Source organism: Lactococcus sp. LG1267, assembly GCF_017309545.1.
In the GTDB taxonomy this organism is placed as follows: Bacteria; Bacillota; Bacilli; order Lactobacillales; family Streptococcaceae; genus Lactococcus; species Lactococcus petauri.
In genome coordinates this window covers 513,138-538,906 of the sequence record NZ_CP071295.1, presented here as the reverse complement: position 1 = coordinate 538,906, position 25,769 = coordinate 513,138, and the positions used below count along the sequence as shown (strand labels likewise).

Sequence of the window (25,769 nt, the reverse complement as noted above, 5' to 3'; positions counted from 1 at the left end):
TTAAAACTCCTATCTCCTGATTTACTTTTTATTTTTCAACGCCTTCTTTAATGCCTTCTCACGTGCTTTTACTTTATCCTTTTCCGCTTGGGCTTTAGCTTCACGCGCTGCGATTATTTTGAAGGGATTGGCAATAAGCAAAGTTTGTAAGACTTGGAAACCATTTGATACTACCCAGTAAAGAGCAACACCGCTTGCGACATTGATCGCAAAAACAAAAATCATCACTGGCATAGCAAATGTCATCGTACTTGTCATTGCATTTTTCTCAGGGGCTGATTTCATTGTCAACCATGAGCTAGCAAATGTAAAGAGTGCTGCCAAAATTGGCAAGATAAATGTTGGATCTTTATCTCCGATATTAAACCAGAGGAAAGTTCCGTGCTTTAAGAAATCTACACGTGTCAAAGCTTGGTACAACGCCCATAATATTGGCATTTGCACTAAGAGTGGTAAACATCCTGCATAAGGATTCACCTTGTTTTTAGCGTAAAGTTCTTGTGTTTCTTCTTGAACTTTACGACGCGAATCCACGTCTTTACCTGGATATTGCGCTTGTATTTTTTTAATTTCAGGCTGAATTTCCTGCATTTTTTGGCTAGACTTGATTTGAATATTCATCAAAGGCAAAAGTGCCGCACGAATAATCAAGGTAAATAAAATAATACCAACAGCTGTCATACCACCAAATGACAAGAAACGAATAACCTGAGCAAATCCATAAACTATCTGTTCCCAAAAGTTTGTTGAATGTTGTGTGACCTCAGAACGTCCACAGGCAGCCAATAAGAGTAAAGAAGCACTTGCCATCGAAAGCAAAGTTATTTTCTTTTTCAATTCTTTTCTCCATCTTTATAAATTTTAGACAATTTCAATACATGCTTGAGATTTTTTCTTACTTCATCAAAACTGAGTTTTTCGACTCCTGGACGTGCAATAATCACAAAATCTTCGTCTTCTAAATGAGAAGAAAACTCTGCTACTGCATGTCTAATGAGTCGCTTCACACGATTCCGTGTGACCGCATTTCCAATCTTTTTACTTACTGAAATCCCTGTACGAAAATGCTGTTGCTCAGTATCGAGTTTATATACAACAAATTTCTTATTGGCAAAGCTATTTTTCGCTAAAAATATTTGTTCAAAGTCTTTCGAGCGTTTTACACGATAGGTCTTTTTTATAGCCAAGCCACTCTCTCCCATACTAAAAATTATCTCCATTATTTTAACACAAAGTAGAGGAAAAGTCACTTTTTTCCAAGAAAGCGCTTTTTTAGCTTTAATTTTTGTTGCATATCATTACTTATAAGCTCAAAACCATGTTAGAATAAAGGTAAATAAAAGATAGATGTAGCCAAGAGCCAATAAAGTGATCTTCATTTCGCTTCCCTAAACATAATGGCTCAAAGAATCAATCCCCTTTGATTCCCGACTACTCCTTTTCCTTCCCACACATTTGTTGGCTCTTGTGGGAAGGTTTTTTCATACAAAATCATATTTATTGGTATAAGCATTATGTCTCTTAGGTAATATTATTCCTATTTTCTTTAAAAAATTTGGTATAATAATGCGATGAAAAAACGTAAAAAGAAAATTTTCGCTTTATGGACAATTAGCATCATAAGCCTACTGCTGCTCGTTGATTTGGGGATTACTTATTATTTCTACTCCGTTGCCTATGTCCGTAATGACGCTCCCGTGGGCCAAGTTCAAGCCTCAAGTAAAAATTATCCTCTCGTCACACAATTTGATAAGTTGAATAAAAAAACACTTACCATGGAAAATGGCGGCTTAAAGCTCAATGCTTGGTACATCCCAGCGGAACATAAGACAAATAAAACAGTTATTGTTGTCCACGGTTTTCGCCAAAATAAAGAAGCGATGCGCCAATATGGACAACTCTTCCATGATTTAGGCTATAATGTGCTTATGCCTGACAATCGTGCTGCTGGATCCTCAGAAGGTCAGCTCATTACTTATGGTTACTACGATAAAAAAGACGTGATCGCCTGGTCAAAAAAATTAACACAAGAAAACCCTGAAAGTCGTATTACTTTATTTGGACTTTCTATGGGAGCTGCAACTGTTATGATGGCATCAAGTGAGACAGAATTACCTAGCTCTGTCAACAGTATTATCGAAGATTGTGGCTATACTGATGTTTGGTCGGAAATCACCTATCAAGCCAAGTCGACCTACAATATTCCGCCATTTCCCCTTGTCTATAGTTTATCCGCTATGAATAAAGTGCGCCAAGGTTGGTTTTTAAAAGAAGCAAGTGCGACACAAGCACTCTCTCAAAACAATCGCCCTATCCTCCTTATCCACGGCGATTCAGACACTTATGTGCCTACGTCAATGCTTAAGGAAAACTACCAAGCAGTCAAGACAGGAACACCAAAGGAAATGCTTTTGATTAAAGGCGCTGCACATGCCAAGGCCTTTGAGACAAATCCTCAGCTTTACCGTGAATCTGTTGAAAAATTTCTGAAAAACTATAACGGTTGATTATTTTACAGTGCTAAACACCCTATTACAGTTTATTCTTGCATTCCCCTTCCTAAAATGGTATTATATTAAAGTACCAATTCGCGGAAGTGGCGGAATTGGCAGACGCGCAGGATTAAGGATCCTGTGGCCTATCTTGGCTGTGCGGGTTCAAGTCCCGCCTTCCGCATATTATTTAAACGTCTAGTAATTAGACGTTTTTTTGTTTTCTCATCTGCTTCAAAATCATTCACAAAAATGGTATAATAATGACATCAAGAAACTATATATTTGCAATACTCAAGGCACTTAAGTCTTGAAACAAGGAGATAATAAACCACGATGATGAATATGCAAAACATGATGAAGCAAGCACAAAAATTGCAAAAACAAATGCAAGCTTCACAAGAAGAAATTGCCAACACTACTTTTTTTGGTAAAGCAGCACAAGATTTAGTAATCGCTGAATTTTCTGGTGATCGTAAATTAACAAACTTGACAATCAAGAGTGATGTGATTGACCCTGAAGATCCTGAAACATTGCAAGATTTGGTTGCAGATGCTGTAAACGATGCTCTCACTCAAATCGAAAAAACTACTGAACAAAAACTAGGTAAGTTCTCTAAAGGACTCCCCTTCTAATAAAATAGCCTCTGAAGGCTTTTTTATTTTATTCTTCTTATTAATTAGAATAAAAAATTCGAAAATAGGGACTTTGATTATTCTTAAAATACAAAAAAACGCGAATTTCTTCGCGTTTTTCTTATTTTGTATATTCTTCAACGAGTGCGACAACTTCTTCCATTGTTGCACATTCAGTAAGAGCTTTGTTTGAAAGTTCTTCCATCTTAGTTGAATCCAAACGTTTCATCAATGAACGTGTTTGAAGTACAGATGTTGCTGACATTGAGAATTCATCAAGTCCGATACCCATAAGAAGTGGAACAGCAGTTTGATCACCGGCCATTTCACCACACATACCAGCCCATTTGCCTTCTGCATGCGCAGCTTTAACAACATTGTTGATAAGGCGAAGGATAGACGGGTTGTAAGGTTGGTAAAGGTATGAAACTTGTTCATTCATACGGTCTGCAGCCATTGTGTATTGGATCAAATCGTTAGTACCAATTGAGAAGAAATCAACTTCCTTCGCAAATTGGTCAGCCAACATTGCTGCTGCTGGGATTTCGATCATGATACCTACTTCGATACCTTCAGCTACTGGAACACCTTCGGCGATCAATTTAGCTTTTTCTTCGTCGTAGATTTTCTTAGCAGCACGGAATTCTGTAACCAATGCAACCATTGGGAACATGATACGGAGTGTACCGTGAACTGATGCACGGAGAAGTGCACGAAGTTGTGTGCGGAACATTGCATCACCACTATTAGAAAGTGAGATGCGTAAAGCACGCCAACCCAAGAATGGATTCATTTCTTCTGGCAAGTCGAAGTATGGCAATGTTTTGTCACCACCGATGTCCATTGTACGAACAACGACTGGTTTACCATTCATGCCTTCAAGTACTGCTTTGTAAGCTTCGTATTGATCTTCTTCCGTTGGGAAGTCTTGAGCATCCATATAGAGGAACTCTGTACGGTAAAGACCAACAGCTTCCGCACCATTGTCGTTAACACCTTCAACATCTTTAGGTGTACCAATGTTTGCAGCTAACTCAAAGTGTTTACCATCAGCTGTTACTGTTTCAGCATCTTTAAGAGCAGCCCATTCAGCTTTTTGTGCCGCATACGCTTCACCAGCTGCGTGGAATTCGCTTTGTTGCTCTGGAGTTGGATCAAGAACAACTTCACCTGTTAAACCTGATACAGCCATAAGTTGACCTTCAGAAACAAGTTCAGTGATATTGTTTGTACCCAATACAGCAGGAATTTCAAGCGTACGTGCCATGATTGCTGAGTGAGATGTACGTCCACCAATGTTTGTAACAAAGGCCTTAACGTACTTCTTATCAAGCTGTGCAGTATCTGATGGTGTCAAGTCTTCAGCAACAATGATCACTTCTTCGTTAATCAAAGCTGGGCTTGGCAATTTAACACCAAGAAGGTTTGCCATTACACGTTTTGTAACGTCTTTAATATCGGCAGCGCGCTCTTGCATGTAAGCATTGTCTTCCATACCTTCAAAGATAGCAATGAACATGTCAGTGATTTCTTTAAGGGCTGCTTCAGCATTAACTTTTTTAGATTCAATAGTAGCTTTGATTTGAGCGGTCATATCTGGGTCTGCAAGAACCATCATGTGTGCGTCAAATACGGCTGCGGCTTCTTCTCCGAGGCTATCTACTGCTTTATCTTTAATGATTTGAAGCTCGCTTTGAGCGGCAGCAAGAGCTGCATCAAGACGAGCTTCTTCATTTTCGATATTCTCAACAGTCACTGTCTCAAATGACAAATCAGGTTGAACAAGCAAGTATGCCTTCGCTACGGCTACACCTGATGATGCAGCGATACCTTTAAGCATAGATGTCATTATTCAGCAAGACCTTCCTTAACCATTGTTTCAGCGATTGTGCTCAATGCGTCATCAGCATCAGCACCTTCAGCAGTGATAGTTACATCAGCGCCTTGACCAACACCGAGTGACATAACACCCATGATTGATTTAAGGTTTACAGATTTACCTTTGTATTCAAGGTTAATTTCTGAAGTGAATTTAGAAGCTGTTTGAACGAGCAATGTAGCTGGACGTGCGTGGATACCAGTTTCTGCAACGATGTGGAATTCTTTAGATGCCATTTTTGGAATCTCCTTATTTCAATTTTTATTCGATAATGCCTTTTTGTTCAGCATATCTATTTTAACATTATACTACAAAGTGAAAAGGTTTGCAATCATTTTTTCATTAAATTATCTTCATCATTTCGGCTTTTTTATTTATCCTCTGAAATTATTATATTTCCGCTTGATAAATCTCCTGAATCAAGGCCTCTGTTTTCTCCCAACCAAGACAAGCATCTGTAATTGATTTTCCAAACACTTCCGGTCGGTCTTGACGTCCATCTTCTAAATACGACTCAATCATAAAGCCTCGTACATAACGGCGTATTTTTTCATCCCAATCACGATTGACTAACGTTTGTCGTACAATTCGAATTTGCTCCATATATTTCTTCCCAGAGTTATCATGATTGGTATCCACAATGATAAAGGGATTCTTTAAGCCCATTTTTTCGTAATTTGCAATGACTTCCTGCAAATTATCCGTATAGTAATTGGGAAGATTTTTACCATGCTCGTCCTGCCCCCCACGTAAAATGGCATGTGCCAAAGGGTTCCCTGCAGTTTGAACTTCTGCACGGCCAAAGAGAAAGTCTTGCTCTTGCTGTGCTGCGTAAATGCCATTTAGCATGACTTTGATATTACCAGAAGTTGGATTTTTCATCCCCGTTGGCGCATCAATACCAGAAGCCACGAAGCGATGTTGCTGATTTTCCACTGAGCGGGCGCCAACTGCATAATAAGAAACTAAATCATCTACTAAAGGCAAGTTCTCCGGGTACAACATTTCATCAGCAGTGGTCAGTCCAGTTTGTGTAATAACTTTATAGTGAAGATCACGTACCATACGAATACCATTAATAAGATCAGCTTCACCTGCTGCATCTGGTTGATGAATGATTCCTTTATAACCTTCCCCGTTTGTTCGCGGTTTCGCTGTATAAACACGCATTACCATGAAAATCTTGTCTTTTACTTTTTCTTGGAGTTTAGCCAAACGATGTGCGTACTCCAGAACAGCTGCTTCATTGTCCGAGGAACAAGGACCAATAATTAATAAAAGCCGGGAATCTTCACCTTTGATAATTGCTTCTAATTCTCTGTCTCTTGCTTCTTTTCGCTGATGTTGTTCGCTATCAAGGTGGCCCAGCATTTTGACTGCATCAACATTTATCTCTGGGCTTATTATTTTGAAAGACATCTTTCTCCTTTCAATTTATTGATATCTTTTGTATTTATCAACTTAGAAAAATGAAACACCCTAAGTTAGGGTGTTTCGTCTATTTTATCACTTTTTTATCTAAGCTGTGTGAACGCGACCATGACAGTTCTTATATTTTTTACCTGAACCACATGGACACATGTCATTACGGCCAACTTTACTGAAATCAATACCTTCTGCAGAGGATTGTCCCACATTTGTCAAGTTTTCTTGTGAAGCCGTTACAGTTACACGCGGTGCTTGTTCTTGAACAGCGGTTTGCGGATGAATTTGAGCTTTCATCATCAAACGAGTTACTTCAAACTCAATAGCTCCAATCATGTTATTAAACATTTTGTGTGATTCTTCTTGATATTCAACAATCGGGTTGTTTTGTGCATAACCACGTAAGCCTACAGACTGACGCATTTGATCCAAATGATCGATATGCTCAGACCAATTGTTGTCTACTACACGAAGGATAACAGCACGTTGGAAGTCAATCTGACGCTCTTTATCGCCCAAGCGTTCCATTTGTGTTGCATAATGTTCTTTAACTTTTTCAAAAAGAAAATCTTTAATTTCTTGTGGGCTTTTACCACGAAGATCTTCAATGCTAAAGACATCCGCTGAAAGCATTGTATTTTCAACAGTTTCATAAAGATTGAGCAGATTTGCTTCTTCTTGAAGATCCCCTGTTGCTGCATGGCCATCAACTTGGCGATCGATTGTACGCTTAAACATACCATACAGAGCAGGTGTCATATCTTCAGTCGCCACAATCACTTCATGGCGTTGTGCATAAATAACTTCACGTTGTTCACGAATCACATCATCATATTGCAAGACTTGTTTACGTGAATCGTAGTTATTTCCTTCGACACGTTTCTGTGAACCTTCGATTTGTCGTGTGATTAAGCCAGATTTGATGACGGCATCATCACCACTGATACGCATACGATCAAGGAAGGCAGAAACGCGTTCGGAACCAAAACGTTTCATTAAATCATCTTCAAGTGAAAGATAAAATTGAGAGACACCAGCATCCCCTTGACGACCAGAACGTCCACGGAGCTGATTATCGATACGACGACTTTCATGACGTTCAGTACCGATTACCGCAAGACCTTGATATTCTGGATTTGGATGTTCTTTAACACCAGGGCCAAGCTTGATGTCTGTACCACGACCAGCCATATTGGTCGCAATGGTTACCGCTCCTTGTTGACCGGCATTCATAATGATTTGTGCTTCACGGAAGTGGTTTTTCGCATTCAAAACTTCATGCGGGATTTTAGCTTCGACCAATTTTTTCGAAATAATCTCAGAAGTTTCAACAGCCACAGTACCAATCAAAATAGGTTGTCCCTCAGCATGACGTTTCTTCACGTCATCCAAGACAGCATTTAGTTTTGCTTCAAGGGTTGGATAAAGCAAGTCTGAATGGTCCACACGTCGGATTGGGCGGTTCGTTGGAATCGGGATAATTTGAATATTATAGATTTCACGGAACTCTTCTTCTTCCGTTTTCGCTGTACCAGTCATCCCTGACAATTTTTTGTACATACGGAAGTAGTTTTGAATCGTAATTGAAGCCATGGTTTTAGATTCATCTTGAATCGGCACACCTTCTTTGGCTTCAATCGCTTGGTGTAAACCATCAGAATAGCGACGACCAGGCATTGTCCGACCTGTAAACTGGTCAATAATCAAGACTTCTTGTTGATCATCAACCATATAATCGATGTCATGAAGCATGATATAATTGGCACGGAGTGCATTGTCCACAAAGTGAGTCAAGGCAACATTTTCCATGTCATAAAGGTTTTCAATATCAAAGAAACGTTCTGCTTTATCTATCCCCTCATCTGTGAGTGAGATAGTTTTAGATTGCAAGTCAATCTTATAGTCATCGCCCTCTTCATAATCTTCACGACCAACCAAAGTCTTAGCAAACTGATCTGCACGGTAATAAAGCGCAGAAGAGCCCTCTGCTTGACCTGAAATAATCAATGGTGTGCGCGCCTCATCAATCAAGATGGAGTCAACCTCATCGACAAGAGCATAGTTGAGCGGACGCTGTACCATATCTTCAAAACGAGTGACCATGTTGTCACGCAAGTAGTCGAAACCAAGCTCGGATGATGTCGAATAAGTGATATCACAGTTATATGCTTCACGTTTTTCTTCTGGTGACTTAGAGTTAAGGTTAAGTCCAACAGTCAAACCGAGCCAGTTGTATAATTCACCCATTTCGGTTGCATCACGTGTTGTCAAATACTCGTTGACTGTTACTACGTGTACACCTTTGCCAGAAATCGCATTTAAATAAACTGGCATGGTAGCTGTCAAAGTTTTACCTTCACCAGTACGCATCTCCGGAACGTCACCATTGTGGAGGACAATCCCCCCCATAATTTGCACGTGGAAAGGAAAAAGACCAAGGACACGTTTTGCTGCTTCACGGCAGACAGCAAAAACTTCATACAGCATGTCGTCAAGACTCTCACCGGCAGCTGCACGTTCTCTAAATTCTTCTGTTTTGGCCTGCAGTTGCTCATCTGCAAGGGCAGCCATTTCTTCTTCGTATGATTCGACTTTTTGAGCCATTTTATGTAATCTTTTGAGCTCTTTTTTGTCGTTTTCTACTAATTTTTTAATAATATTTGCCATGTATTCTCCGTTTACTATCCAATAAGGGATATTTCCTTAATTTTAGCATTTTTAAAGGTTTTTTCCAATAGTTACCTCAAAAATATAAATACAGCTGTATTATTTAGCAACGTATTTGTAATTTGGATCGATTTCCTTATCGAGTTGAGCAAATGCAGCTTCCAAACGGCGATTTACTTCTTCGATACCTTCAGCATTTGCTTTTTTAATATCTGAAATATCAATAGGTTCCCCAAAATTCAATTGTACTTTTTCACGCTTAAAAATACCCTTCATTGATAAAGGACCTTGATAAACAGCAGGAACAATCCGAACTTTTGCCATTTTAGCGATAATCGTAACACCGCCTTTGAGTTCGTTGGAGTGTCGTGAACCTGTTGGAAACATGATGAGAGATTTATCTGATTTTTTTAGCATCTTTACTGGATACTGAATGACTTCACGTCCAGGATTTTCACGATCGACTGGGAAAGCCCCACATTTTTTAATCCACCACGCAAAGAAAGGATTTTTAAAAAGCTCTTTCTTGGCCATAAAGATAAACTGTTTTGGACGTGTCGCAAAAGCCATGTAAACAGGATCAAGAATCATGCGGTGTGGCGCTACCAAAATATAATTCTCAGACTTGTCTGGAATGCGTTCCGTGTGATGGTATGTAGCCTTACCATTAAATATGAAAAGTAAAAAGCGAACTAAACCGCGTAAAAATATATAAAACATAACTGTAGAATACTCCTAAAAATATTTAGCTTTATAAATTTTATACTATTTACTTCAATTTGGCTAGTCAGAAAAGCAAAAAAACTCCTTCTGGAGTTTTTATTTATCAATTGACTTGACGCTAATCAATTTCTAAGTCGAGAATGGTCTGAGGCTTTTGGAGATGAATTGTTTGGAGCCCCACCTTCTGTGCTCCCACTATATTAGCTAAATTATCATCTATAAACAAAGTTTCCGCCGCCTGTAAACCAGAGCATTCTAAAACCTCTTTAAACGCAGCCATATCTGGTTTTCTCAGGTGTAAACTATGTGAATAAAACACCTGTTTAAAGTAAGACTCCAAAGTTCTTCCCGTTTGTTCTGAGCATCTTTTTTCAAAACATTTTGCATGAATACTGTTAGTGTTTGAAAAGAGAAAAATGTTATATTTTTCAGAAATTCTTTCAAAATAATTCATCCGCTCTGAACTGAAATCTTTCAAAATAAGATTCCAAGCTTCTTCTATCGCCTCATTATCCACATCGACTTTTGCTTCTTCTCGAAGGCGGTCACAAAATCCTTCTGGTGTAATGAGTCCCAACTCCAAAGCTTCGAAAAAATCCGCCTGTTTTTTCAAGGTGAAATAATCTTCGAAATCTGAAATACCTAATTTGTGGAATTGCTGTATCATTCTTTCAAAATCTAGATCAAGAATCACACCGCCGAGATCAAAAATGATATTTTTAACTGTCATCGATTGTCCTCTGCTTTCTATTTTCGTGCACTTTTTGTATCAATAATTATTGTTACTGGCCCATCATTAATTAAACTGATTTCCATATCTGCACCGAATTCTCCTGCTTTAGTCGGAACAATCTGGTTAAGCTTTTTATTAAATTTAAGATACATCGCTTCTGCATATGCTGGATTCCCGGCTTGCGAAAAGCTTGGGCGTGTTCCTTTGCGAATATCCGCATAGAGTGTAAACTGTGAGATAGAAAGTACTTCGCCAGAGATATCTTGTACAGATAAGTTCATCTTGCCATTTTCATCTGAAAAAATACGCATTTTACTGATCTTGCGTACGGCATAATCTAAGTCAAAATCTGTATCTGCATCTTCTACTGCAACGAGAAGTAATAGGCCAGATGTGATTTGATTTCTGATTTTATTTTCAATTTTTACTGAAGCTTCTTTAACTCTTTGGATTACTATTTTCATAATTTCATTTTAACAAAAAAACTATCCAAAAGGACAGTTTTTTGCTATTTTATGTTAACCATTGGTCCGTTTAACACTATAGACATCTGGTGTCATCTTAATCTTATCAACAATCAAAGTCAAATCAGATAGATTTTTTATTCCAATAGAAAGATGGATATTGGCCATTTTTTTATCCTTTGTTGGATGAGCATTAATTGAGATCAAACTTTTTGTTGTATTAGACAACACTTGAACGATATCATTAAGCAGATTTGGACGATTAAACGCATACACATGGATATTGGCCACGTATTCTTTAGTGAGGTGTTGTGAATCATCCCATTCTACATCAATCAGACGTTTTTCATAATCTTCTTGACTGCGAACATTTTTACAGTCTGCGCGGTGGATGGAAACCCCTCGACCTTTAGTGATATAGCCGACAATCTTATCCCCTGGCACAGGGTTGCAACATTTACTGATATGCACCAACATGCTATCAACGCCAGAAACACTCACACCACCATCATGGCGAATTTTCATGACATTTTTATTTTTGTTTTCGCGTTTGACTTCGCCCTTCATTAGTTGTTCAGATTCAGCTTTCAGCTTTTCTTTCTCAACTTTACGGCGCTCACTTTCTGTCAAACGATTGAATACAGAAGTTGCTGATATTTCCCCAAAACCAACTGCGGCAAACAGGGCTTCACTGTCCCGATAACTTAATTTTTCAAGTACTTCGTCCAAATGTTTTTTATCCAAATATTGGTTCGGTGTGAAACCATTCTCTGCAAGTTCCGTTTGCAGCATTTCACGACCTTTGTGGATAGAGAGTTCCTTATCTTGACTCTTGAAAAATTGCTTAATCTTGTTACGGGCTTTATTGGTCTTAACGAGCTTAATCCAATCACGACTTGGTCCAAATGACGTTTTGGAAGTAATAATTTCTACTTTATCACCTGTTTTCAGAACATAATTCAGCGGTTGCATCCGCTCGTTAATCTTCGCACCTGTTGCATGATCTCCCACTTGCGTATGAATAGCATATGCAAAGTCAATAGGACCGGAGCCAGCTGGCAATTCCTGAACTGCTCCTGTTGGTGTAAACACATAAATTTTGTCGCCAAGAATATCTTCCTGAACTGCTTTAACAAATTCCTCTGCGGAGTCACCTGATTGTTCTTGAAGTTCCACCAATTCGTTAATCCAGTTTAGTGTTTCCGAAATCTCATGAACGTCAACTTTAGCTTTACGCCCTTGTTTGTAAGCCCAGTGTGCTGCGACCCCGTACTCAGCAATCTGATGCATCTCATGGGTTCTGATTTGGAATTCCATCGGCCCCTTAGGACCGTAAACCGTGGTGTGAACAGACTGGTAACCATTAGCTTTAGGGTTAGCAATATAGTCCTTGAAACGCCCAGGCATCGGTTTCCATAAATCATGGATATACCCTAGTGTCGTGTAAACGTCGCTTGTCGAGTTTGTCAAACAGCGAATGGCAATAAGGTCATAAATTTCATCAAAACGCTTTTTCTTATCGTGCATTTTACGATAAATAGAATAGATATGCTTTGGTCGCCCATAGATTTCAGCGTCAACTTGTGCATCTTTCATACGCTCATTTAGCTTCTCAATCACTTCTTCAACTAAATTTTCACGCGCTGCACGTTTTTCGTTCATTAAGCCACGGATACGATAGAACTCTGTTTCATTAAGATAACGGAAAGAGAGATCTTCAAGTTCCCATTTAATGCTTCCAATACCCAAGCGGTGTGCAAGCGGCGCATAAATCGCCATAGTCTCACTTGAAATACGTTTTTGTTTGTCTGGTCGGAGATTTTTGAGAGTGCGCATATTATGAAGACGGTCGGCAAGTTTGACCAAGATAACTCGAATATCCTTGCTCATGGCCATCAACATCTTACGGTGATTTTCCGCAAGTTGTTCTTCATGCGATTTGTATTCTACTTTACCAAGCTTCGTTACTCCATCAACAATATTCGCAATCTCTTCACCAAAAAGTTCCACCAAGTCTGACTGTATAAAGTTAGTGTCTTCAACAACATCATGCAAAAAGCCTGCCGATACAGTTGCTGCATCAAGCTGTAGTTTAGCTAAAATTCCCGCCACTTGGATAGGATGGATAATGTAAGGTTCTCCGCTAGCACGATACTGTTCAGCGTGAGCTATTGATGCACACTGTAAAGCTTTACGTACCAGCAAGATATCTTTTTCATTCATGTATGCGGAAGCAAGTTTAACCACTTGATCTCCGGTAAGATTTGGTTCTGAGGGCATATTTTATTTCCTGTGAAGTAGCTCCACTTTCCTCCTTGATATATTTTTACTATTCTAACACATTTCTGCCTATAAATTTACGCTTTTAGTCCTTAAAGCGCGAGTTTTCGTCTCTTTGTTCGGTTTATTTCAACAAATCAAAGTAAGTTGAAAAGGCCGACAAGGCGTAGAGCGGTGCTGTCTCAGCACGCATAATACGCGGTCCAAGCCCGACAATCTCTGCACCTGCTTGTTCAAATAGCGCAATCTCTTCCGGTGCAATACCACCTTCTGGTCCAAAAAGCAGCAAAACTTTTTGGCCTGGTTTTAAACTCGCCATACTTTGAGCCAACTTCGCTTGCTCCCCTGCTTTAGCAGATTCTTCATAAGCAATTAAAACTTGGTCAAATTGAGAAAATGTAGCAACCAGTTCAGACAGTTTTTCAAAAAAACAGATTTCTGGCAATATTTGACGGCGAGATTGTTCTGCAGCACCCAATACAATTTTATCTAATTTTTCCTTCTTTTTAGCAAGCTTTTTGCTGTCCCATTTGGCCACAGACCATTTGAAGGGCGCAGCCCAGATTGCACTTGCGCCAAGTTCCGTTGCCTTCTCACTGATAAATTCTAATTTATCGCCTTTAGGGAAACCAAGCGCTACAGTAATGTGAACTGGAAGTTCCGTTTGCACTTCCAGTACCTCTAATAAACGTACCGTACATAGCTCGCTAGAAACAACTTCGGCAAGGCCCACTTTCCCCTCTTCAAAAACTAGCTGTATCTTCTCCCCCACACTCGTCCTCATGACTGTAAAAATGTGATGAACAGCTGCCTTATCGTCAATAGTAAAGTCTTCACCAATTTCTGGTTGCTTTTTGAACACAAAATATTGATTTGCCATACTTAACCGCCAATTACCCCTTCACGGTTTTCTGTCTTTTTGAAAATCACACAGTTCCATTCACCTTGAGTCATACGCGTTTCAAGGAAGAAACCAGCATTTTCTGCGGATGCAATAACTTTATCTGCCTTATCAGCGATGATACCACTCATAATCAAATAACCTTCATCTTTGACGAGACGGAAAGCGTCGTCAGTCATAAGTACAAGAATATCTGCCAAGATATTTGCTACGATAACTTCTGCTTGTTGCTCGATACCCTCCAATAAATTATTGGCTGAGATTGAAATTTTATCCGTATTTGGGTTAAGCTCGATGTTTTCACGTGCTACACGCACAGCAACTTCATCAATATCATAGGCATGAATTTCACTTGCGCCAAGATAAGCGCTAGCTACAGAGAGCACACCGGAACCTGTACCTACATCCAAGACCGTTTCGCCACCGCGAATTATTTGTTCTAGAGCATAAAGACTCATTTTTGTTGTTGGGTGCGTACCTGTACCAAAAGCCATCCCTGGATCAAGGCGAATCAGCTTCTCCGCTGAAGATTGTGGAGTATAATCTGTCCAACTTGGGACAATCGTCAAATCATGAGTAATACGAGCTGGTTCAAAATACTTTTTCCAAGCATCTGCCCAATCTTGTTCTGCAAGATTATTTGTACGTACTTCAACGTTGGTCACGTCAAAGCTTCCTGCTAAAGCATTTACCTTTTGTTCAATATCTGACTTGAGCTCAGTAACTGGCATATTTTCCGGATAATAAGCAGTCACTTCCACCATTTCTGACTGTTCTACCTGAGGAAGCACTTCTCCGAAAAGGTCCTTGTGATTAAGATAATCTGCACTGTCGTTAATTTCGACTCCTGCTGATCCTGCTTCAACTAAAATATTACTGATTGCTTCTTCCGCTGCACGAATGATGCGTACGGTGATACTGTTCCAATTATTCATATTATTGCTATTCTCTTCCTTATATTAATAACGAGGATACTTGAAAAAAGTTGTCTCCTCAAGATTTTCCAAACCTTTTTCAAATTTTTCTTGATCAAATTCAAGCATAAATTCTTCTTCATCGGAATTTAAGAAATCTATCAAAGCATCTAAACCTTCATCCGCTGTTTCTTGTAAGAACTCAACAAAGTAAGTAATATATTCACGAGATAAGCCCTTGTCTGAATAAGCCACACCTGCTAAATAGTCTTCTTCTGAAAACTTCGACTTGTTCGGATTATAAAAAATCACAGCATCTTCATAAAGTACATTTTCTTCTGACTCGACACCATCTGCATCCGAAAGAACAACGCCTTCTGGATTTGCAGCTTCCAAAAGGAAGCTGACTTCGACAGCGAAATTTCTTTTATCCCAATTTATCTCAAAATCATAACTGAAATTCTTGCTCAATTCTTCATCTAAAATATCTAAAAAACCGTACTTTGCCATTTTCTACCTCTTTTTTCTGTTACAAGCAATTTCCTCTCCAATGCTTCGAATTAAAATAGCAATTGGGAGTTTAAACGTCGTAATACTTTTCTGTTATAATTATAACAGAAATAAAAATTATCTCTAGAGAGAAATATATGAAAATCAGACCTATCGAACCCCATGATTTCGCTTATGTGGCTAAAATCGAAAATCAAAACTGGACTTTAAAATCCACACCCTTTGTCATCAACAGCTCTGCTGAGAAAATAATGAAGAAAATATTGAAGGGAACACGTTATCTTCTTGCGGAAGAAGAGGGTGTTATTTTGGGTGTTTTAGATTACGGTCCCCGCAATAAGTCTGAATTTGGTTCACATGTAATTACTTTCGGTGTAATGACTGTAAAAGAAGCAAGAGGAAAAGGTGTGGCGACTCAGCTTATCCAACATCTTATCCACGAAGCACGTACCGAAAAATATGAAAAGATTACCATCAATGCAATGTCAAGCAACCCTAAAGCAGTAGCTCTCTACGAGCATCTAGGATTTCAACTTGAAGGGCGACTCAAAAAAGAGTATTTCATTGATGGTCTCTATGTTGACAGCTTAATTTACGCCTATTATCTCTAGGTAGTAAGGAGAACCGCTTTATATGACACATCAAAATTTAGCCCGCCGAATGCGACCGCGTAATATTGACGAGATTATTGGGCAATCTCATCTTGTTGGCCCTAAAAAAATCATTCGCCGGATGGTCGAAACAAAACTTTTGACTTCCATGATTCTTTACGGCCCTCCGGGAATTGGTAAAACTTCCATTGCCTCTGCTATTGCCGGCACGATGAATGCCGCTTTCCGTAGTTTTAATGCAACAACAGACAGCAAGAAAAAACTGCAAGAAATTGCCGCTGAGGCGGAATTTTCTGGACAACTAGTTCTTCTCTTAGATGAAATTCATCGTCTGGATAAACCTAAGCAAGATTTTCTCCTGCCTCTGTTAGAAAATGGTCAAATTATCTTAATTGGCGCTACTACGGAAAACCCTTATTTTAGTGTTGTGCCTGCCATCCGTAGTCGTGTGCAGATTTTTGAGTTAAAGCCTCTAGAAAGTGATGATTTACAGAATGCTGTAAACCTTGCCCTTGAAGATACGGAACGAGGCTTTAACTTTCATGTTACTCTTGACGATGATGCTCTTTACTTTCTCACACACTCAACCAACGGTGATTTACGCGCGGTTTACAATGCTTTGGAACTTGCCGTCTTATCTTCCGAAAACCATCATGTAACCCTGGAAGATATGGAAAACTCACTTCAACGTAAAGCACTAAGTTTTGATAAAGATGGCGATGCTCATTATGACTTGCTTAGTGCCTTACAAAAATCAATCCGCGGATCTGATGTAAACGCAAGTTTACACTATGCTGCACGTCTAATTGAAGGCGGAGACCTTCAAAGTCTGGCACGAAGATTGACAGTAATGGCTTATGAAGACATCGGTCTTGCCAATCCAGAAGCCGCTGTTCATACAATGTTAGGTTTACAAGCTGCAGAAAAATTAGGGTTTCCTGAGGCAAGGATACCGCTAGCAAATATCATAATTGACCTTGCCCTCTCCCCTAAGTCCAATGCCGCTTATATGGCTCTGGATGCGGCAATAGAAGACTTAGGAAAATACGGAAATCTTCCCATTCCTGCGCACTTACAAGACGGGCACTATGCGGGAGCTAAGGATCTTGGGCGAAGTCAGGGTTATAAGTACCCACATAATTTCCCAGAACATTGGGTGAAGCAGGATTATCTACCCGATAAACTGCGAAAAGCAGATTACTTCCACCCTGATAAGATGGGCAAATACGAATGGGCCTTAAATGAACGTAAGAAATGGATCGAAAACCAAAAGAAAAATCGTCAAAACTGACGATTTTTTATGGCTCTTTGTCAAATCGGACTGATGAGTCGGATATATAAGATGATAAACTTGAGATTACTCTCAGATTTATCATCTTTTTTAGTTATTTAATTTTAATAAGGCCGTTTATCAAGAAAATTCTTATACGCATATTTGTAAATGAGTTGAATCCATAGGAAACTCTTTTAAGTGTTTTTATATGAGTGTTCTTAGCTTCAATTTTTCCATTGGAAAAATTATATTTAAGAGCGTTTCTAATACCTTCTTCATAGGAAATCAGATTTTCTATTTTATCTCTAAATTGTGTATCCAAGCTATCAGGTAGATTTTTCAATAGTTCGAAAAAGGAACGGTCATCTTTGTTTCTAAAGTGATACATTAATAAATGGAAAATGTCATAAGCTTCTTTTAGTTCAGAAGAAAATGAGAGTAGTCGATCAATCACCATAGATTCCGTTAAAAGATGGTACTTTGGAGAAGGAAAACTTCTCCAAGTTTTGAACTCTGAAATGGAAATATTTGTTTGATTTTTTAGAAGTAATTTCCAGTTTGATTTTAATTTATTTGCTTTTGACTTTTTCTTATTGGTAATTAATCTCTTCATTTCTCGGACTCTAAAATCATTAAAAGCGGTGTTCAAATGCTTCACAATATGGAACCTATCAATGATTAATTTAGCAGTAGGAAAGACATTTTTAGTTAATTGAAAGTAAGCAGCATTCATATCTGTTACTAAAAATTTAACTTTTTCCCTTTCCTCCAACGGAGAGCGATTGAAGTAAGGGATTATTTTATCTAATTTCCTACTAGGTAAAATATCTACTAATTCACCTGTTTCTCCATCAGCACATATGAAGCTCATTTTATCTTCATAACTAGCGTGAGATCTAAACTCATCTACCATTAAAACTTCTGGAAAACTCCGTGGTTTAAGTTGTTGCGGGAGTTGTGATTCAACTGACTTAAGAACTCTTAAAACTGTAGTTAATGAAACGTGGCATTGTTTAGCTATAAATGTCATAGAGATTTTCTCAGTTAATAATTCTAAAATTTTCAAAGTAATAAATTTACTGATATGACAGTTTTTTTCAACAATAGAACACTGTGCCGTCCAATTGTGCGAACAGCTTTTACAATGGAATCGTTGTTTCTTCAGTTTTAAAATAGTGGGCATATTTTGATAAGAATCTAACTGAATAGTTACTTCCTTTTTTCCATTTCTAACAACTACACTTTTCCCTTCATTATCAACAATAGTTGAACCACAGTTCCTACAAGCCGAAGGCATGGGAGAATAGACTCCAAAGATAACTAAAGTGTTCTTCCCTTTAATTTTATATTCCTCCGTATTTGTTAAATCTAAATGTTCATCTGTAATTCGTAGCATTTTTTTGATATGATTATTCAAGACATGTCGTCCTTTCTATCTTAGATTTTTGGTCGTACTTAAATTTTACTAGATAGACGACATGTTTTATATTTAAATAAACTAAAAAAGGACTGATGAATCAAAATTTGATTCATCAGTCCTTTAAATTATAGAGCCTCGTCACTGCTGATACTTCTTTTTCAGCTAACTTGTTTTCAACTAAAACTTTAAAGTCTTGATTGCTCTTAATTTTAGTTTTAACAACTGGCTCACCTTTTGCCTGTACAGGCTCTACTTGGCGATTTGAAGCAATTAATTCATTAAAAGTTTCAGTAATAGCCCCACTTGAGCGATAACTTTTTTGTAAGTGGTATGTCTCTATTTTATTATGATAACCTTTAAGAATCTCTTCCATTTCAGAGTTCAAAACTTGGAGAAGTTTTCCTTCTCCAAAGTACCATCTTTTAACGGAATCTATGGTGATTGATCGACTACTCTCATTTTCTTCTGAACTAAAAGAAGCTTATGACATTTTCCATTTATTAATGTATCACTTTAGAAACAAAGATGACCGTTCCTTTTTCGAACTATTGAAAAATCTACCTGATAGCTTGGATACACAATTTAGAGATAAAATAGAAAATCTGATTTCCTATGAAGAAGGTATTAGAAACGCTCTTAAATAATACTTTTTAATATATTGCAAATACTCATTAGCACTTTTCTGTATCTCTTCGCCCTTCATATCCGAATTAGCACCGTAAAGTACAAACTCTGGTACATATTCAGCATGAATCTATGCACATAAAGATTTGAATGGTGTTAACATCTGGGTTAATGTATGCTTGTTTTTACCCATACTTGTAAATTCACCTTTTTTTACGCCAGCTGATATAGCTAATCCTAATTTTCGATTATAAAATATTCTTTTACCCTTTGATCCGTAAGCCCATCCATATATAATCACTTCATCGATCCATTTTTTTAATAATGAAGGAGAACTATACCAATATAATGGAAATTGAAAAATAATATTATCATGATTTTCAACTAATTCCTGCTCTCTTTTTACATTTATAATAAAATCAGGATACTCTCTATAAAGATCATGAATGGTAATTTCGTTTGAATAAGACGCTGCTTTTTCTACCCAAACTTTATTGATTCGAGAATTTGGCATATCTGGGTGAGAAACGATCACCAATGTTTTCATTGTTTCATCCTTAACATACTCAACTTTCGCACCAATAAAACAGTGTACGAAAGTTGAGTTACTTAAAAGTATTCTATTCTAAGAAATTCAAATTTGCGTGATTCCTAAGCTATTTATTTACAGCTTAAACTATAGAAGATGAACTAAACAATAACTAATCTTTACATAACTAAGTTATTACCCACGCTTTTTTAAACCTAATCCAGCTATTAAGGCAATGAGTATTGCCCCTGTAGCTGCAAGGAACGCATCTGAGTAGGACATAGCGTCCAATATATATAATGGATTTATCGGCTCAGTAGCATCACGTCGAGCGGATAATAATGCTCCAATCATACCTGCTCCAGTTCCTGCTCCAAGGTACAAAGCACCTTGGAAAATCCCCATTCCGACACCAACCTTGTCTGCATCGAGTGCACTTACTGCGGCGTTATTTGCGGGAGAATTCGTGAATGCAAAAGCAATCCCTACTCCGAGGACCCCCACGGAAACTAACAGAGGTGAAGCACCAGATGCATAGGTGGACAAGAATAAGGTAGACAGCCCCATCAGAGTCATCCCAGTAATTATCAGACGTTTATCCCCAAATCGATCAGAAAGACGGCCAACGAAGGGAGATAAGATTGCAACAGCCACACCACCTGGCAACAATATCATTCCAGCCTGTCCAGAAGAGAGTCCATTCACCTCAATGACTAGTAATGGGACGAACACAAGAACAGCGAAATAAGCAAACATCGAAAAAAATGCAATTATGACCGTATTGACATAATCCTTGTTATTGAACAGGACAGGTGGTACAAATGGATTTTCTGCGGTAACAATTCTCCAAATAAATCCCACCAAAGCTACAACAGAACCAATTAGGCTAGTTAACGATGAGAACGAAGAAAAACCAGAAGTTTCTCCTTGAGTGATGCCAAAAAGGAGTAATCCTACTGTGAGGCCGAGGAATAAACCACCAATGAAATCAAAGTTCTTATTGCTTCCTACGGATTCTGCCGGTTTAATTGTCGGTAACGCGTAGTAGGCACCAATAACAATCATAATGGCTAACAAAAATGTGAACCAAAACAAGGCATTCCACCCTAAATATTGACCAACTACTCCACCAAATATTGGACCAGCAGCAGTTCCAACACCAATACTTCCTGCGATAATTCCCAAAGCTCCCCCACGTTTTCCTTGTGGGAAAACCTTCGAAATTGCAATGACTGATAGAACTGGAATTGCGGACATCCCAGCACCCTGAACCATTCTTCCCAAAACCAACAATGGGAGGTTCGGGGCAATTGCACATAAAAGACTACCACTTGCCAGAATCATAATGGCAAAGATATATAGCTTTCGTAACTCAAAAAAGTCTGAGATTCGACCATAAATCGGAACTCCAATCGCAAGAACAAGTGCAATACCACTAACTATCCAACTCACTTGAGATTTCGAAGCTTCTAAAGCTTTGCTTATTAGTGGAAGTACGGGATTGACTGAATCAGCCGTAATTGAACCTACAAGTACAGATAGGGAGAGTACCATCATTAAAAGCCTAGTAGAACCCCTTTTTTCAGATTGAATCATTTCTTTAGATTTACTATCCTTTTTCATTTTATTTCCTCCTAAAATATATTGTGATTTTAGGAGGCTAAATCCACTGCTTTCACCATAAACCTCACCTCATATCTATTTATATTGTAAAACCAAATCAACGAACTCACCATATTTCTACAGCATGATTAAAGATTCGGTTCTCCAAACTAACTGAACTGATCAAACAAAAAAAAGGCACCAGTTTAACAACCGGTGCCTAATCATTCGTATGCATTTTTACAAATGCAATAGATTCATAAATTTTTGCCCATTATATAAAAGGAGGCAAAAAGTTTTCCGGTAGTGTTTCCATTTTTTGTTTTTGTGAAAAAGGACATACTGATCCCGTTGTACCTAAATCCCCTGAAACTTTTACATGCTTTCTAAACTCGACATTAATGAAATCAATTCCCATTACTTTTTGCCTCCTTTCTCATATTGTGATAATAACACAATAATGGCTCTTTGTCAAATCGGACTGATGAGTCGGATATATAAGATGATAAACTTGAGATTACTCTCAGATTTATCATCTTTTTTAGTTATTTAATTTTAATAAGGCCGTTTATCAAGAAAATTCTTATACGCATATTTGTAAATGAGTTGAATCCATAGGAAACTCTTTTAAGTGTTTTTATATGAGTGTTCTTAGCTTCAATTTTTCCATTGGAAAAATTATATTTAAGAGCGTTTCTAATACCTTCTTCATAGGAAATCAGATTTTCTATTTTATCTCTAAATTGTGTATCCAAGCTATCAGGTAGATTTTTCAATAGTTCGAAAAAGGAACGGTCATCTTTGTTTCTAAAGTGATACATTAATAAATGGAAAATGTCATAAGCTTCTTTTAGTTCAGAAGAAAATGAGAGTAGTCGATCAATCACCATAGATTCCGTTAAAAGATGGTACTTTGGAGAAGGAAAACTTCTCCAAGTTTTGAACTCTGAAATGGAAATATTTGTTTGATTTTTTAGAAGTAATTTCCAGTTTGATTTTAATTTATTTGCTTTTGACTTTTTCTTATTGGTAATTAATCTCTTCATTTCTCGGACTCTAAAATCATTAAAAGCGGTGTTCAAATGCTTCACAATATGGAACCTATCAATGATTAATTTAGCAGTAGGAAAGACATTTTTAGTTAATTGAAAGTAAGCAGCATTCATATCTGTTACTAAAAATTTAACTTTTTCCCTTTCCTCCAACGGAGAGCGATTGAAGTAAGGGATTATTTTATCTAATTTCCTACTAGGTAAAATATCTACTAATTCACCTGTTTCTCCATCAGCACATATGAAGCTCATTTTATCTTCATAACTAGCGTGAGATCTAAACTCATCTACCATTAAAACTTCTGGAAAACTCCGTGGTTTAAGTTGTTGCGGGAGTTGTGATTCAACTGACTTAAGAACTCTTAAAACTGTAGTTAATGAAACGTGGCATTGTTTAGCTATAAATGTCATAGAGATTTTCTCAGTTAATAATTCTAAAATTTTCAAAGTAATAAATTTACTGATATGACAGTTTTTTTCAACAATAGAACACTGTGCCGTCCAATTGTGCGAACAGCTTTTACAATGGAATCGTTGTTTCTTCAGTTTTAAAATAGTGGGCATATTTTGATAAGAATCTAACTGAATAGTTACTTCCTTTTTTCCATTTCTAACAACTACACTTTTCCCTTCATTATCAACAATAGTTGAACCACAGTTCCTACAAGCCGAAGGCATGGGAGAATAGACTCCAAAGATAACTAAAGTGTTCTTCCCTTTAATTTTATATTCCTCCGTATTTGTTAAATCTAAATGTTCATCTGTAATTCGTAGCATTTTTTTGATATGATTATTCAAGACATGTCGTCCTTTCTATCTTAGATTTTTGGTCGTACTTAAATTTTACTAGATAGACGACATGTTTTATATTTAAATAAACTAAAAAAGGACTGATGAATCAAAATTTGATTCATCAGTCCTTTAAATTATAGAGCCTTTTTTATTACTTATTCTTAAATCCCTTCAAGGCTCTTAAAGCATAAAGAATCGAAACAACATCAATAACCTCTTGGAAAAGAGCACCGATAATTGCCGGAATAAGCCCTGTAGCAGCAATTAACATCAAGATGACACAAATGATAATCCCAATCAAAACCGATTGTTTCGCAATGGTTAATGTATCACGACTAATATGAACTGCTTTTGTCACAGAGGACAAATCATTTTTCAAGAGTACAATATCAGCTGCTTCACTAGCGACAGTATTGTTTCCTGTCCCGATAGAAATACCAACATCCGCAAGCGTTAAAGCTGGGGCATCATTGACACCGTCACCAACCATAATCGTTGGATGAATAGTTGAAGCTTGGATTTTGGCAAGCTTTTCTTCTGGTAACATACTACTGTAAACCTCGGTAATCCCTACTTGTGCTGCAATTTTATCGGCAACACGAGCATTATCCCCTGTCAGCATCGTAATGCTCTCAAAACCTGTTTGACGTAAATCTTTAATCACAGCGGGAGCATTGGCACGTAAAGTATCTGAGAAGGTTACTGCACCGATATATTGGCCATCACGTGACACATAAAAAGCTGTTTCAAAATCTAACCCCTCTGGTGCGCCCACAAAACTTGCACGCCCGATTTTAATTAATTGACCATTGATTTGCCCTGTCACACCTAATCCTGCAACCTCACTGAGGTTTTCTAAAGCAAGACTTTGGACATTATGTGACTCTGCATAGCTTGAAACAGCCTTGGCCAAGATGTGAGTGGAAGATTTTTCGATGGTGTAAACAATATTGAGTAACTCTTCTTGCGATATTCCTTCTGCTGGAACAATGGCATCTACTTCGATTTTACCATCGGTAATTGTTCCCGTTTTATCAAAGAAAATTGCCTTGGCTGTTGCAAGTTTCTCAATGATGGTTCCATTTTTAATTAAAAAACCATTTTTTGAGGAACGACTCATTCCTGAGACAAAAGCAATGGGCGCAGCCAAAATCAAAGGACATGGACTTGCGACCACCAATACTTCTGCAATACGGACAGGGTCACCAGAGATAAAGTAAGCAACAGCTGCAATGATGTAGGCCATAATCGTAAATGGCACAGCGTAACGATCTGCTAAACGTACAAAATTTGCCGGCGTTGCTTCTGCTTCACGAACAAGAGCAACGATTTTTTGAAATTGGGATTCACTTGCTGCAACACTTGTGCGGATTTCGATACTGGAGCTACCATTAATTGCACCTGAAAGAATTTCATCCCCTTGTTGTAACTCATTCGGTTTAGTTTCACCCGTTACAGAGGATTCATCCAGAATAGCTGCTTCTGAAAGGAGAACCCCATCGATAGGCACAACTTCCATAGGCTTAATCAAGAGATGTGCCCCTATCTCAACATCATCTAAGTCCATGTCGACGACTTTACCCTCTTGCATGACATGGGCAATATCTGGTGTTTTCTGCAACAGGGCAGACAATTCACGATTGGCACGTCCCGCTGCGTAATCCTCAAGCGTTTCACCTCCAACCAACATTAAAATAATGATTAATGAGGCCCAATATTCTCCTACCAATAGTGTCGCAATAATCGCAGTAATTGCGAGTAAGTCAACACCATAATTTCCTTTACGCAGTGTTTTAACCATCTCAATAAACATTGACAGTGCTAAAATACCACCTGCAACAGTGATGATAAATCGTGCTATCAGAGGTGCGTTAAAAGCAAACTGAGCCAAAAGAGACGCAGCTGCTATGAAAAATACTAAAACAAGTTTTTGCCAGTTTTTCATGTTTTCTCCTTATAAAATAAATTTCCTGAAACTTTGCCCTGTTTGACTCAAAATAGTTTTCATCGAACACTGATTTGCTCGGGATAGAAAAATAATCCTTGTCGCACTTTGATTCCGAAGAACTGAGCTTTTATTTTATAAGTTACAACATTCTTAACTATATATTAGCAAAAAACAGGGAATATTCCCAACCAGACAACTGTCAAAAGTCTTTGTCACTTTATCTATAGAACTTTTTCACCCAATAGCCACCTTAAAAAAACGTCAAGTAAAAATACTTTACAAAGCTTGCTTTTT

The 25,769-nt window shown here is 38.0% G+C and carries 25 protein-coding genes and 1 tRNA gene; 6 read left to right on the top strand and 20 right to left on the bottom strand.

Going from position 1 to position 25,769, the window contains the following annotated elements; all coding sequences use genetic code 11:
• Positions 1-21 precede the first annotated feature (21 nt).
• Together J0J33_RS02720 and rnpA are read right to left on the bottom strand one after the other, a co-directional pair.
• Positions 22-837 carry a YidC/Oxa1 family membrane protein insertase gene (locus tag J0J33_RS02720; protein ID WP_003133626.1) on the bottom strand — a complete coding sequence of 272 codons (816 nt, stop codon included), beginning with the start codon at positions 835-837 and terminating at the stop codon, positions 22-24.
• Positions 834-1,202, bottom strand: coding sequence for a ribonuclease P protein component (rnpA, locus tag J0J33_RS02715; protein ID WP_019291921.1), 369 nt, complete (start codon positions 1,200-1,202; stop codon positions 834-836). Before rnpA ends, J0J33_RS02720 begins: the two co-directional genes overlap by 4 nt.
• A gap of 369 nt (positions 1,203-1,571) precedes the next feature.
• Here rnpA and J0J33_RS02710 point away from each other — a divergent pair, with 369 nt between their 5' ends.
• The 3 genes from J0J33_RS02710 (at position 1,572) to J0J33_RS02700 (ending at position 3,128) form a co-directional block, all read left to right on the top strand.
• Positions 1,572-2,507, top strand: a complete 936-nt coding sequence (locus J0J33_RS02710; protein ID WP_165716454.1) for an alpha/beta hydrolase — start codon at positions 1,572-1,574, stop codon at positions 2,505-2,507.
• A gap of 83 nt (positions 2,508-2,590) precedes the next feature.
• Positions 2,591-2,676, top strand: a tRNA-Leu gene (locus J0J33_RS02705).
• Positions 2,677-2,828: 152 nt separating this feature from the next.
• Entirely contained in the window at positions 2,829-3,128 is a 300-nt protein-coding gene (locus J0J33_RS02700) for a YbaB/EbfC family nucleoid-associated protein (protein WP_019291923.1), read from the top strand.
• Positions 3,129-3,249: 121 nt separating this feature from the next.
• Here J0J33_RS02700 and ptsP read toward each other — a convergent pair whose 3' ends face one another.
• The 11 genes from ptsP to J0J33_RS02645 all read right to left on the bottom strand — a co-directional run bounded on the left by ptsP (position 3,250) and on the right by J0J33_RS02645 (position 15,624).
• The gene (gene ptsP, locus J0J33_RS02695) at positions 3,250-4,977 is read right to left on the bottom strand and encodes a phosphoenolpyruvate--protein phosphotransferase (protein WP_003133622.1); all 1,728 of its coding nucleotides are present in this window, start codon (positions 4,975-4,977) and stop codon (positions 3,250-3,252) included.
• On the bottom strand, positions 4,977-5,243 hold the full coding sequence (locus J0J33_RS02690; RefSeq protein ID WP_003133620.1) for a phosphocarrier protein HPr: 267 nt from the start codon (positions 5,241-5,243) through the stop codon (positions 4,977-4,979). Before J0J33_RS02690 ends, ptsP begins: the two co-directional genes overlap by 1 nt.
• Positions 5,244-5,397: 154 nt before the next feature.
• The gene (locus tag J0J33_RS02685; protein WP_019293824.1) at positions 5,398-6,426 is read right to left on the bottom strand and encodes a 3-deoxy-7-phosphoheptulonate synthase; all 1,029 of its coding nucleotides are present in this window, start codon (positions 6,424-6,426) and stop codon (positions 5,398-5,400) included.
• Positions 6,427-6,525: 99 nt separating this feature from the next.
• Complete coding sequence (gene secA / locus J0J33_RS02680) at positions 6,526-9,099, bottom strand: preprotein translocase subunit SecA (protein WP_173816953.1); 2,574 nt, start codon at positions 9,097-9,099, stop codon at positions 6,526-6,528.
• 99 nt (positions 9,100-9,198) lie between these two features.
• Positions 9,199-9,819, bottom strand: coding sequence for a 1-acyl-sn-glycerol-3-phosphate acyltransferase (locus tag J0J33_RS02675; RefSeq protein ID WP_019291927.1), 621 nt, complete (start codon positions 9,817-9,819; stop codon positions 9,199-9,201).
• Positions 9,820-9,940: 121 nt separating this feature from the next.
• On the bottom strand, positions 9,941-10,552 hold the full coding sequence (locus J0J33_RS02670) for an HAD family phosphatase (protein WP_173816955.1): 612 nt from the start codon (positions 10,550-10,552) through the stop codon (positions 9,941-9,943).
• Positions 10,553-10,569: 17 nt separating this feature from the next.
• Complete coding sequence (gene dtd / locus J0J33_RS02665; protein WP_019336050.1) at positions 10,570-11,019, bottom strand: D-aminoacyl-tRNA deacylase; 450 nt, start codon at positions 11,017-11,019, stop codon at positions 10,570-10,572.
• A 54-nt stretch (positions 11,020-11,073) separates the two neighbouring features.
• Positions 11,074-13,299, bottom strand: coding sequence for a bifunctional (p)ppGpp synthetase/guanosine-3',5'-bis(diphosphate) 3'-pyrophosphohydrolase (locus tag J0J33_RS02660; RefSeq protein WP_003133614.1), 2,226 nt, complete (start codon positions 13,297-13,299; stop codon positions 11,074-11,076).
• Between the two features lie 124 nt (positions 13,300-13,423).
• Positions 13,424-14,179 (bottom strand): 16S rRNA (uracil(1498)-N(3))-methyltransferase, encoded by a 756-nt coding sequence (locus J0J33_RS02655; protein WP_019293237.1) that lies wholly within the window; start codon positions 14,177-14,179, stop codon positions 13,424-13,426.
• Between the two features lie 2 nt (positions 14,180-14,181).
• Positions 14,182-15,135 carry a 50S ribosomal protein L11 methyltransferase gene (prmA, locus tag J0J33_RS02650; protein ID WP_206921765.1) on the bottom strand — a complete coding sequence of 318 codons (954 nt, stop codon included), beginning with the start codon at positions 15,133-15,135 and terminating at the stop codon, positions 14,182-14,184.
• Between the two features lie 24 nt (positions 15,136-15,159).
• Positions 15,160-15,624, bottom strand: coding sequence for a DUF3013 family protein (locus tag J0J33_RS02645; RefSeq protein WP_061414030.1), 465 nt, complete (start codon positions 15,622-15,624; stop codon positions 15,160-15,162).
• 137 nt (positions 15,625-15,761) lie between these two features.
• Here J0J33_RS02645 and J0J33_RS02640 point away from each other — a divergent pair, with 137 nt between their 5' ends.
• Positions 15,762-16,235 (top strand): GNAT family N-acetyltransferase, encoded by a 474-nt coding sequence (locus J0J33_RS02640; RefSeq protein WP_019336052.1) that lies wholly within the window; start codon positions 15,762-15,764, stop codon positions 16,233-16,235.
• Positions 16,236-16,257: 22 nt separating this feature from the next.
• Complete coding sequence (locus tag J0J33_RS02635; protein WP_107106095.1) at positions 16,258-17,526, top strand: replication-associated recombination protein A; 1,269 nt, start codon at positions 16,258-16,260, stop codon at positions 17,524-17,526.
• Between the two features lie 94 nt (positions 17,527-17,620).
• Here the strand turns inward: J0J33_RS02635 and J0J33_RS02630 are convergent, their stop codons facing one another.
• Both J0J33_RS02630 and J0J33_RS02625 read right to left on the bottom strand, forming a co-directional pair.
• Positions 17,621-18,925, bottom strand: coding sequence for an ISL3 family transposase (locus J0J33_RS02630; RefSeq protein ID WP_089202021.1), 1,305 nt, complete (start codon positions 18,923-18,925; stop codon positions 17,621-17,623).
• Between the two features lie 115 nt (positions 18,926-19,040).
• Positions 19,041-19,301: a hypothetical protein gene (locus J0J33_RS02625; RefSeq protein ID WP_089202020.1), complete on the bottom strand. Its 261-nt coding sequence runs from the start codon at positions 19,299-19,301 to the stop codon at positions 19,041-19,043.
• 61 nt (positions 19,302-19,362) lie between these two features.
• Between J0J33_RS02625 and J0J33_RS02620 the strand changes: the two genes are divergently transcribed.
• Positions 19,363-19,572 (top strand): transposase, encoded by a 210-nt coding sequence (locus tag J0J33_RS02620; RefSeq protein ID WP_172440482.1) that lies wholly within the window; start codon positions 19,363-19,365, stop codon positions 19,570-19,572.
• Positions 19,573-19,682: 110 nt separating this feature from the next.
• Here the strand turns inward: J0J33_RS02620 and J0J33_RS02615 are convergent, their stop codons facing one another.
• The 5 genes from J0J33_RS02615 to J0J33_RS02595 form a co-directional block, all read right to left on the bottom strand.
• Positions 19,683-20,099, bottom strand: a complete 417-nt coding sequence (locus J0J33_RS02615; RefSeq protein ID WP_000855243.1) for an NAD(P)H-dependent oxidoreductase — start codon at positions 20,097-20,099, stop codon at positions 19,683-19,685.
• Between the two features lie 177 nt (positions 20,100-20,276).
• Positions 20,277-21,704 (bottom strand): chloramphenicol/florfenicol efflux MFS transporter FexA, encoded by a 1,428-nt coding sequence (fexA, locus tag J0J33_RS02610; RefSeq protein WP_065813868.1) that lies wholly within the window; start codon positions 21,702-21,704, stop codon positions 20,277-20,279.
• A 253-nt stretch (positions 21,705-21,957) separates the two neighbouring features.
• Positions 21,958-22,101 (bottom strand): hypothetical protein, encoded by a 144-nt coding sequence (locus tag J0J33_RS02605; RefSeq protein ID WP_002360221.1) that lies wholly within the window; start codon positions 22,099-22,101, stop codon positions 21,958-21,960.
• Between the two features lie 127 nt (positions 22,102-22,228).
• Positions 22,229-23,533: an ISL3 family transposase gene (locus J0J33_RS02600; protein ID WP_089202021.1), complete on the bottom strand. Its 1,305-nt coding sequence runs from the start codon at positions 23,531-23,533 to the stop codon at positions 22,229-22,231.
• A 145-nt stretch (positions 23,534-23,678) separates the two neighbouring features.
• A complete protein-coding gene (locus J0J33_RS02595; protein WP_019336054.1) occupies positions 23,679-25,472 on the bottom strand; it encodes a heavy metal translocating P-type ATPase in 1,794 nt (597 codons plus the stop codon).
• Positions 25,473-25,769 lie beyond the last annotated feature (297 nt).

Coding starts and splice junctions, on each gene's coding strand:
- rnpA (WP_019291921.1), bottom strand. CDS start 1,202: ATGGGAGAGAGTGGCTTGGCTATAAAAAAGACCTATCGTGTAAAACGC.
- J0J33_RS02710 (WP_165716454.1), top strand. CDS start 1,572: ATGAAAAAACGTAAAAAGAAAATTTTCGCTTTATGGACAATTAGCATC.
- J0J33_RS02700 (WP_019291923.1), top strand. CDS start 2,829: ATGATGAATATGCAAAACATGATGAAGCAAGCACAAAAATTGCAAAAA.
- ptsP (WP_003133622.1), bottom strand. CDS start 4,977: ATGACATCTATGCTTAAAGGTATCGCTGCATCATCAGGTGTAGCCGTA.
- J0J33_RS02690 (WP_003133620.1), bottom strand. CDS start 5,243: ATGGCATCTAAAGAATTCCACATCGTTGCAGAAACTGGTATCCACGCA.
- J0J33_RS02685 (WP_019293824.1), bottom strand. CDS start 6,426: ATGTCTTTCAAAATAATAAGCCCAGAGATAAATGTTGATGCAGTCAAA.
- secA (WP_173816953.1), bottom strand. CDS start 9,099: ATGGCAAATATTATTAAAAAATTAGTAGAAAACGACAAAAAAGAGCTC.
- J0J33_RS02675 (WP_019291927.1), bottom strand. CDS start 9,819: ATGTTTTATATATTTTTACGCGGTTTAGTTCGCTTTTTACTTTTCATA.
- J0J33_RS02670 (WP_173816955.1), bottom strand. CDS start 10,552: ATGACAGTTAAAAATATCATTTTTGATCTCGGCGGTGTGATTCTTGAT.
- dtd (WP_019336050.1), bottom strand. CDS start 11,019: ATGAAAATAGTAATCCAAAGAGTTAAAGAAGCTTCAGTAAAAATTGAA.
- J0J33_RS02660 (WP_003133614.1), bottom strand. CDS start 13,299: ATGCCCTCAGAACCAAATCTTACCGGAGATCAAGTGGTTAAACTTGCT.
- J0J33_RS02655 (WP_019293237.1), bottom strand. CDS start 14,179: ATGGCAAATCAATATTTTGTGTTCAAAAAGCAACCAGAAATTGGTGAA.
- prmA (WP_206921765.1), bottom strand. CDS start 15,135: ATGAATAATTGGAACAGTATCACCGTACGCATCATTCGTGCAGCGGAA.
- J0J33_RS02645 (WP_061414030.1), bottom strand. CDS start 15,624: ATGGCAAAGTACGGTTTTTTAGATATTTTAGATGAAGAATTGAGCAAG.
- J0J33_RS02640 (WP_019336052.1), top strand. CDS start 15,762: ATGAAAATCAGACCTATCGAACCCCATGATTTCGCTTATGTGGCTAAA.
- J0J33_RS02635 (WP_107106095.1), top strand. CDS start 16,258: ATGACACATCAAAATTTAGCCCGCCGAATGCGACCGCGTAATATTGAC.
- J0J33_RS02625 (WP_089202020.1), bottom strand. CDS start 19,301: ATGGAAGAGATTCTTAAAGGTTATCATAATAAAATAGAGACATACCAC.
- J0J33_RS02620 (WP_172440482.1), top strand. CDS start 19,363: ATGGTGATTGATCGACTACTCTCATTTTCTTCTGAACTAAAAGAAGCT.
- J0J33_RS02615 (WP_000855243.1), bottom strand. CDS start 20,099: ATGAAAACATTGGTGATCGTTTCTCACCCAGATATGCCAAATTCTCGA.
- fexA (WP_065813868.1), bottom strand. CDS start 21,704: ATGAAAAAGGATAGTAAATCTAAAGAAATGATTCAATCTGAAAAAAGG.
- J0J33_RS02605 (WP_002360221.1), bottom strand. CDS start 22,101: ATGGGAATTGATTTCATTAATGTCGAGTTTAGAAAGCATGTAAAAGTT.
- J0J33_RS02595 (WP_019336054.1), bottom strand. CDS start 25,472: ATGAAAAACTGGCAAAAACTTGTTTTAGTATTTTTCATAGCAGCTGCG.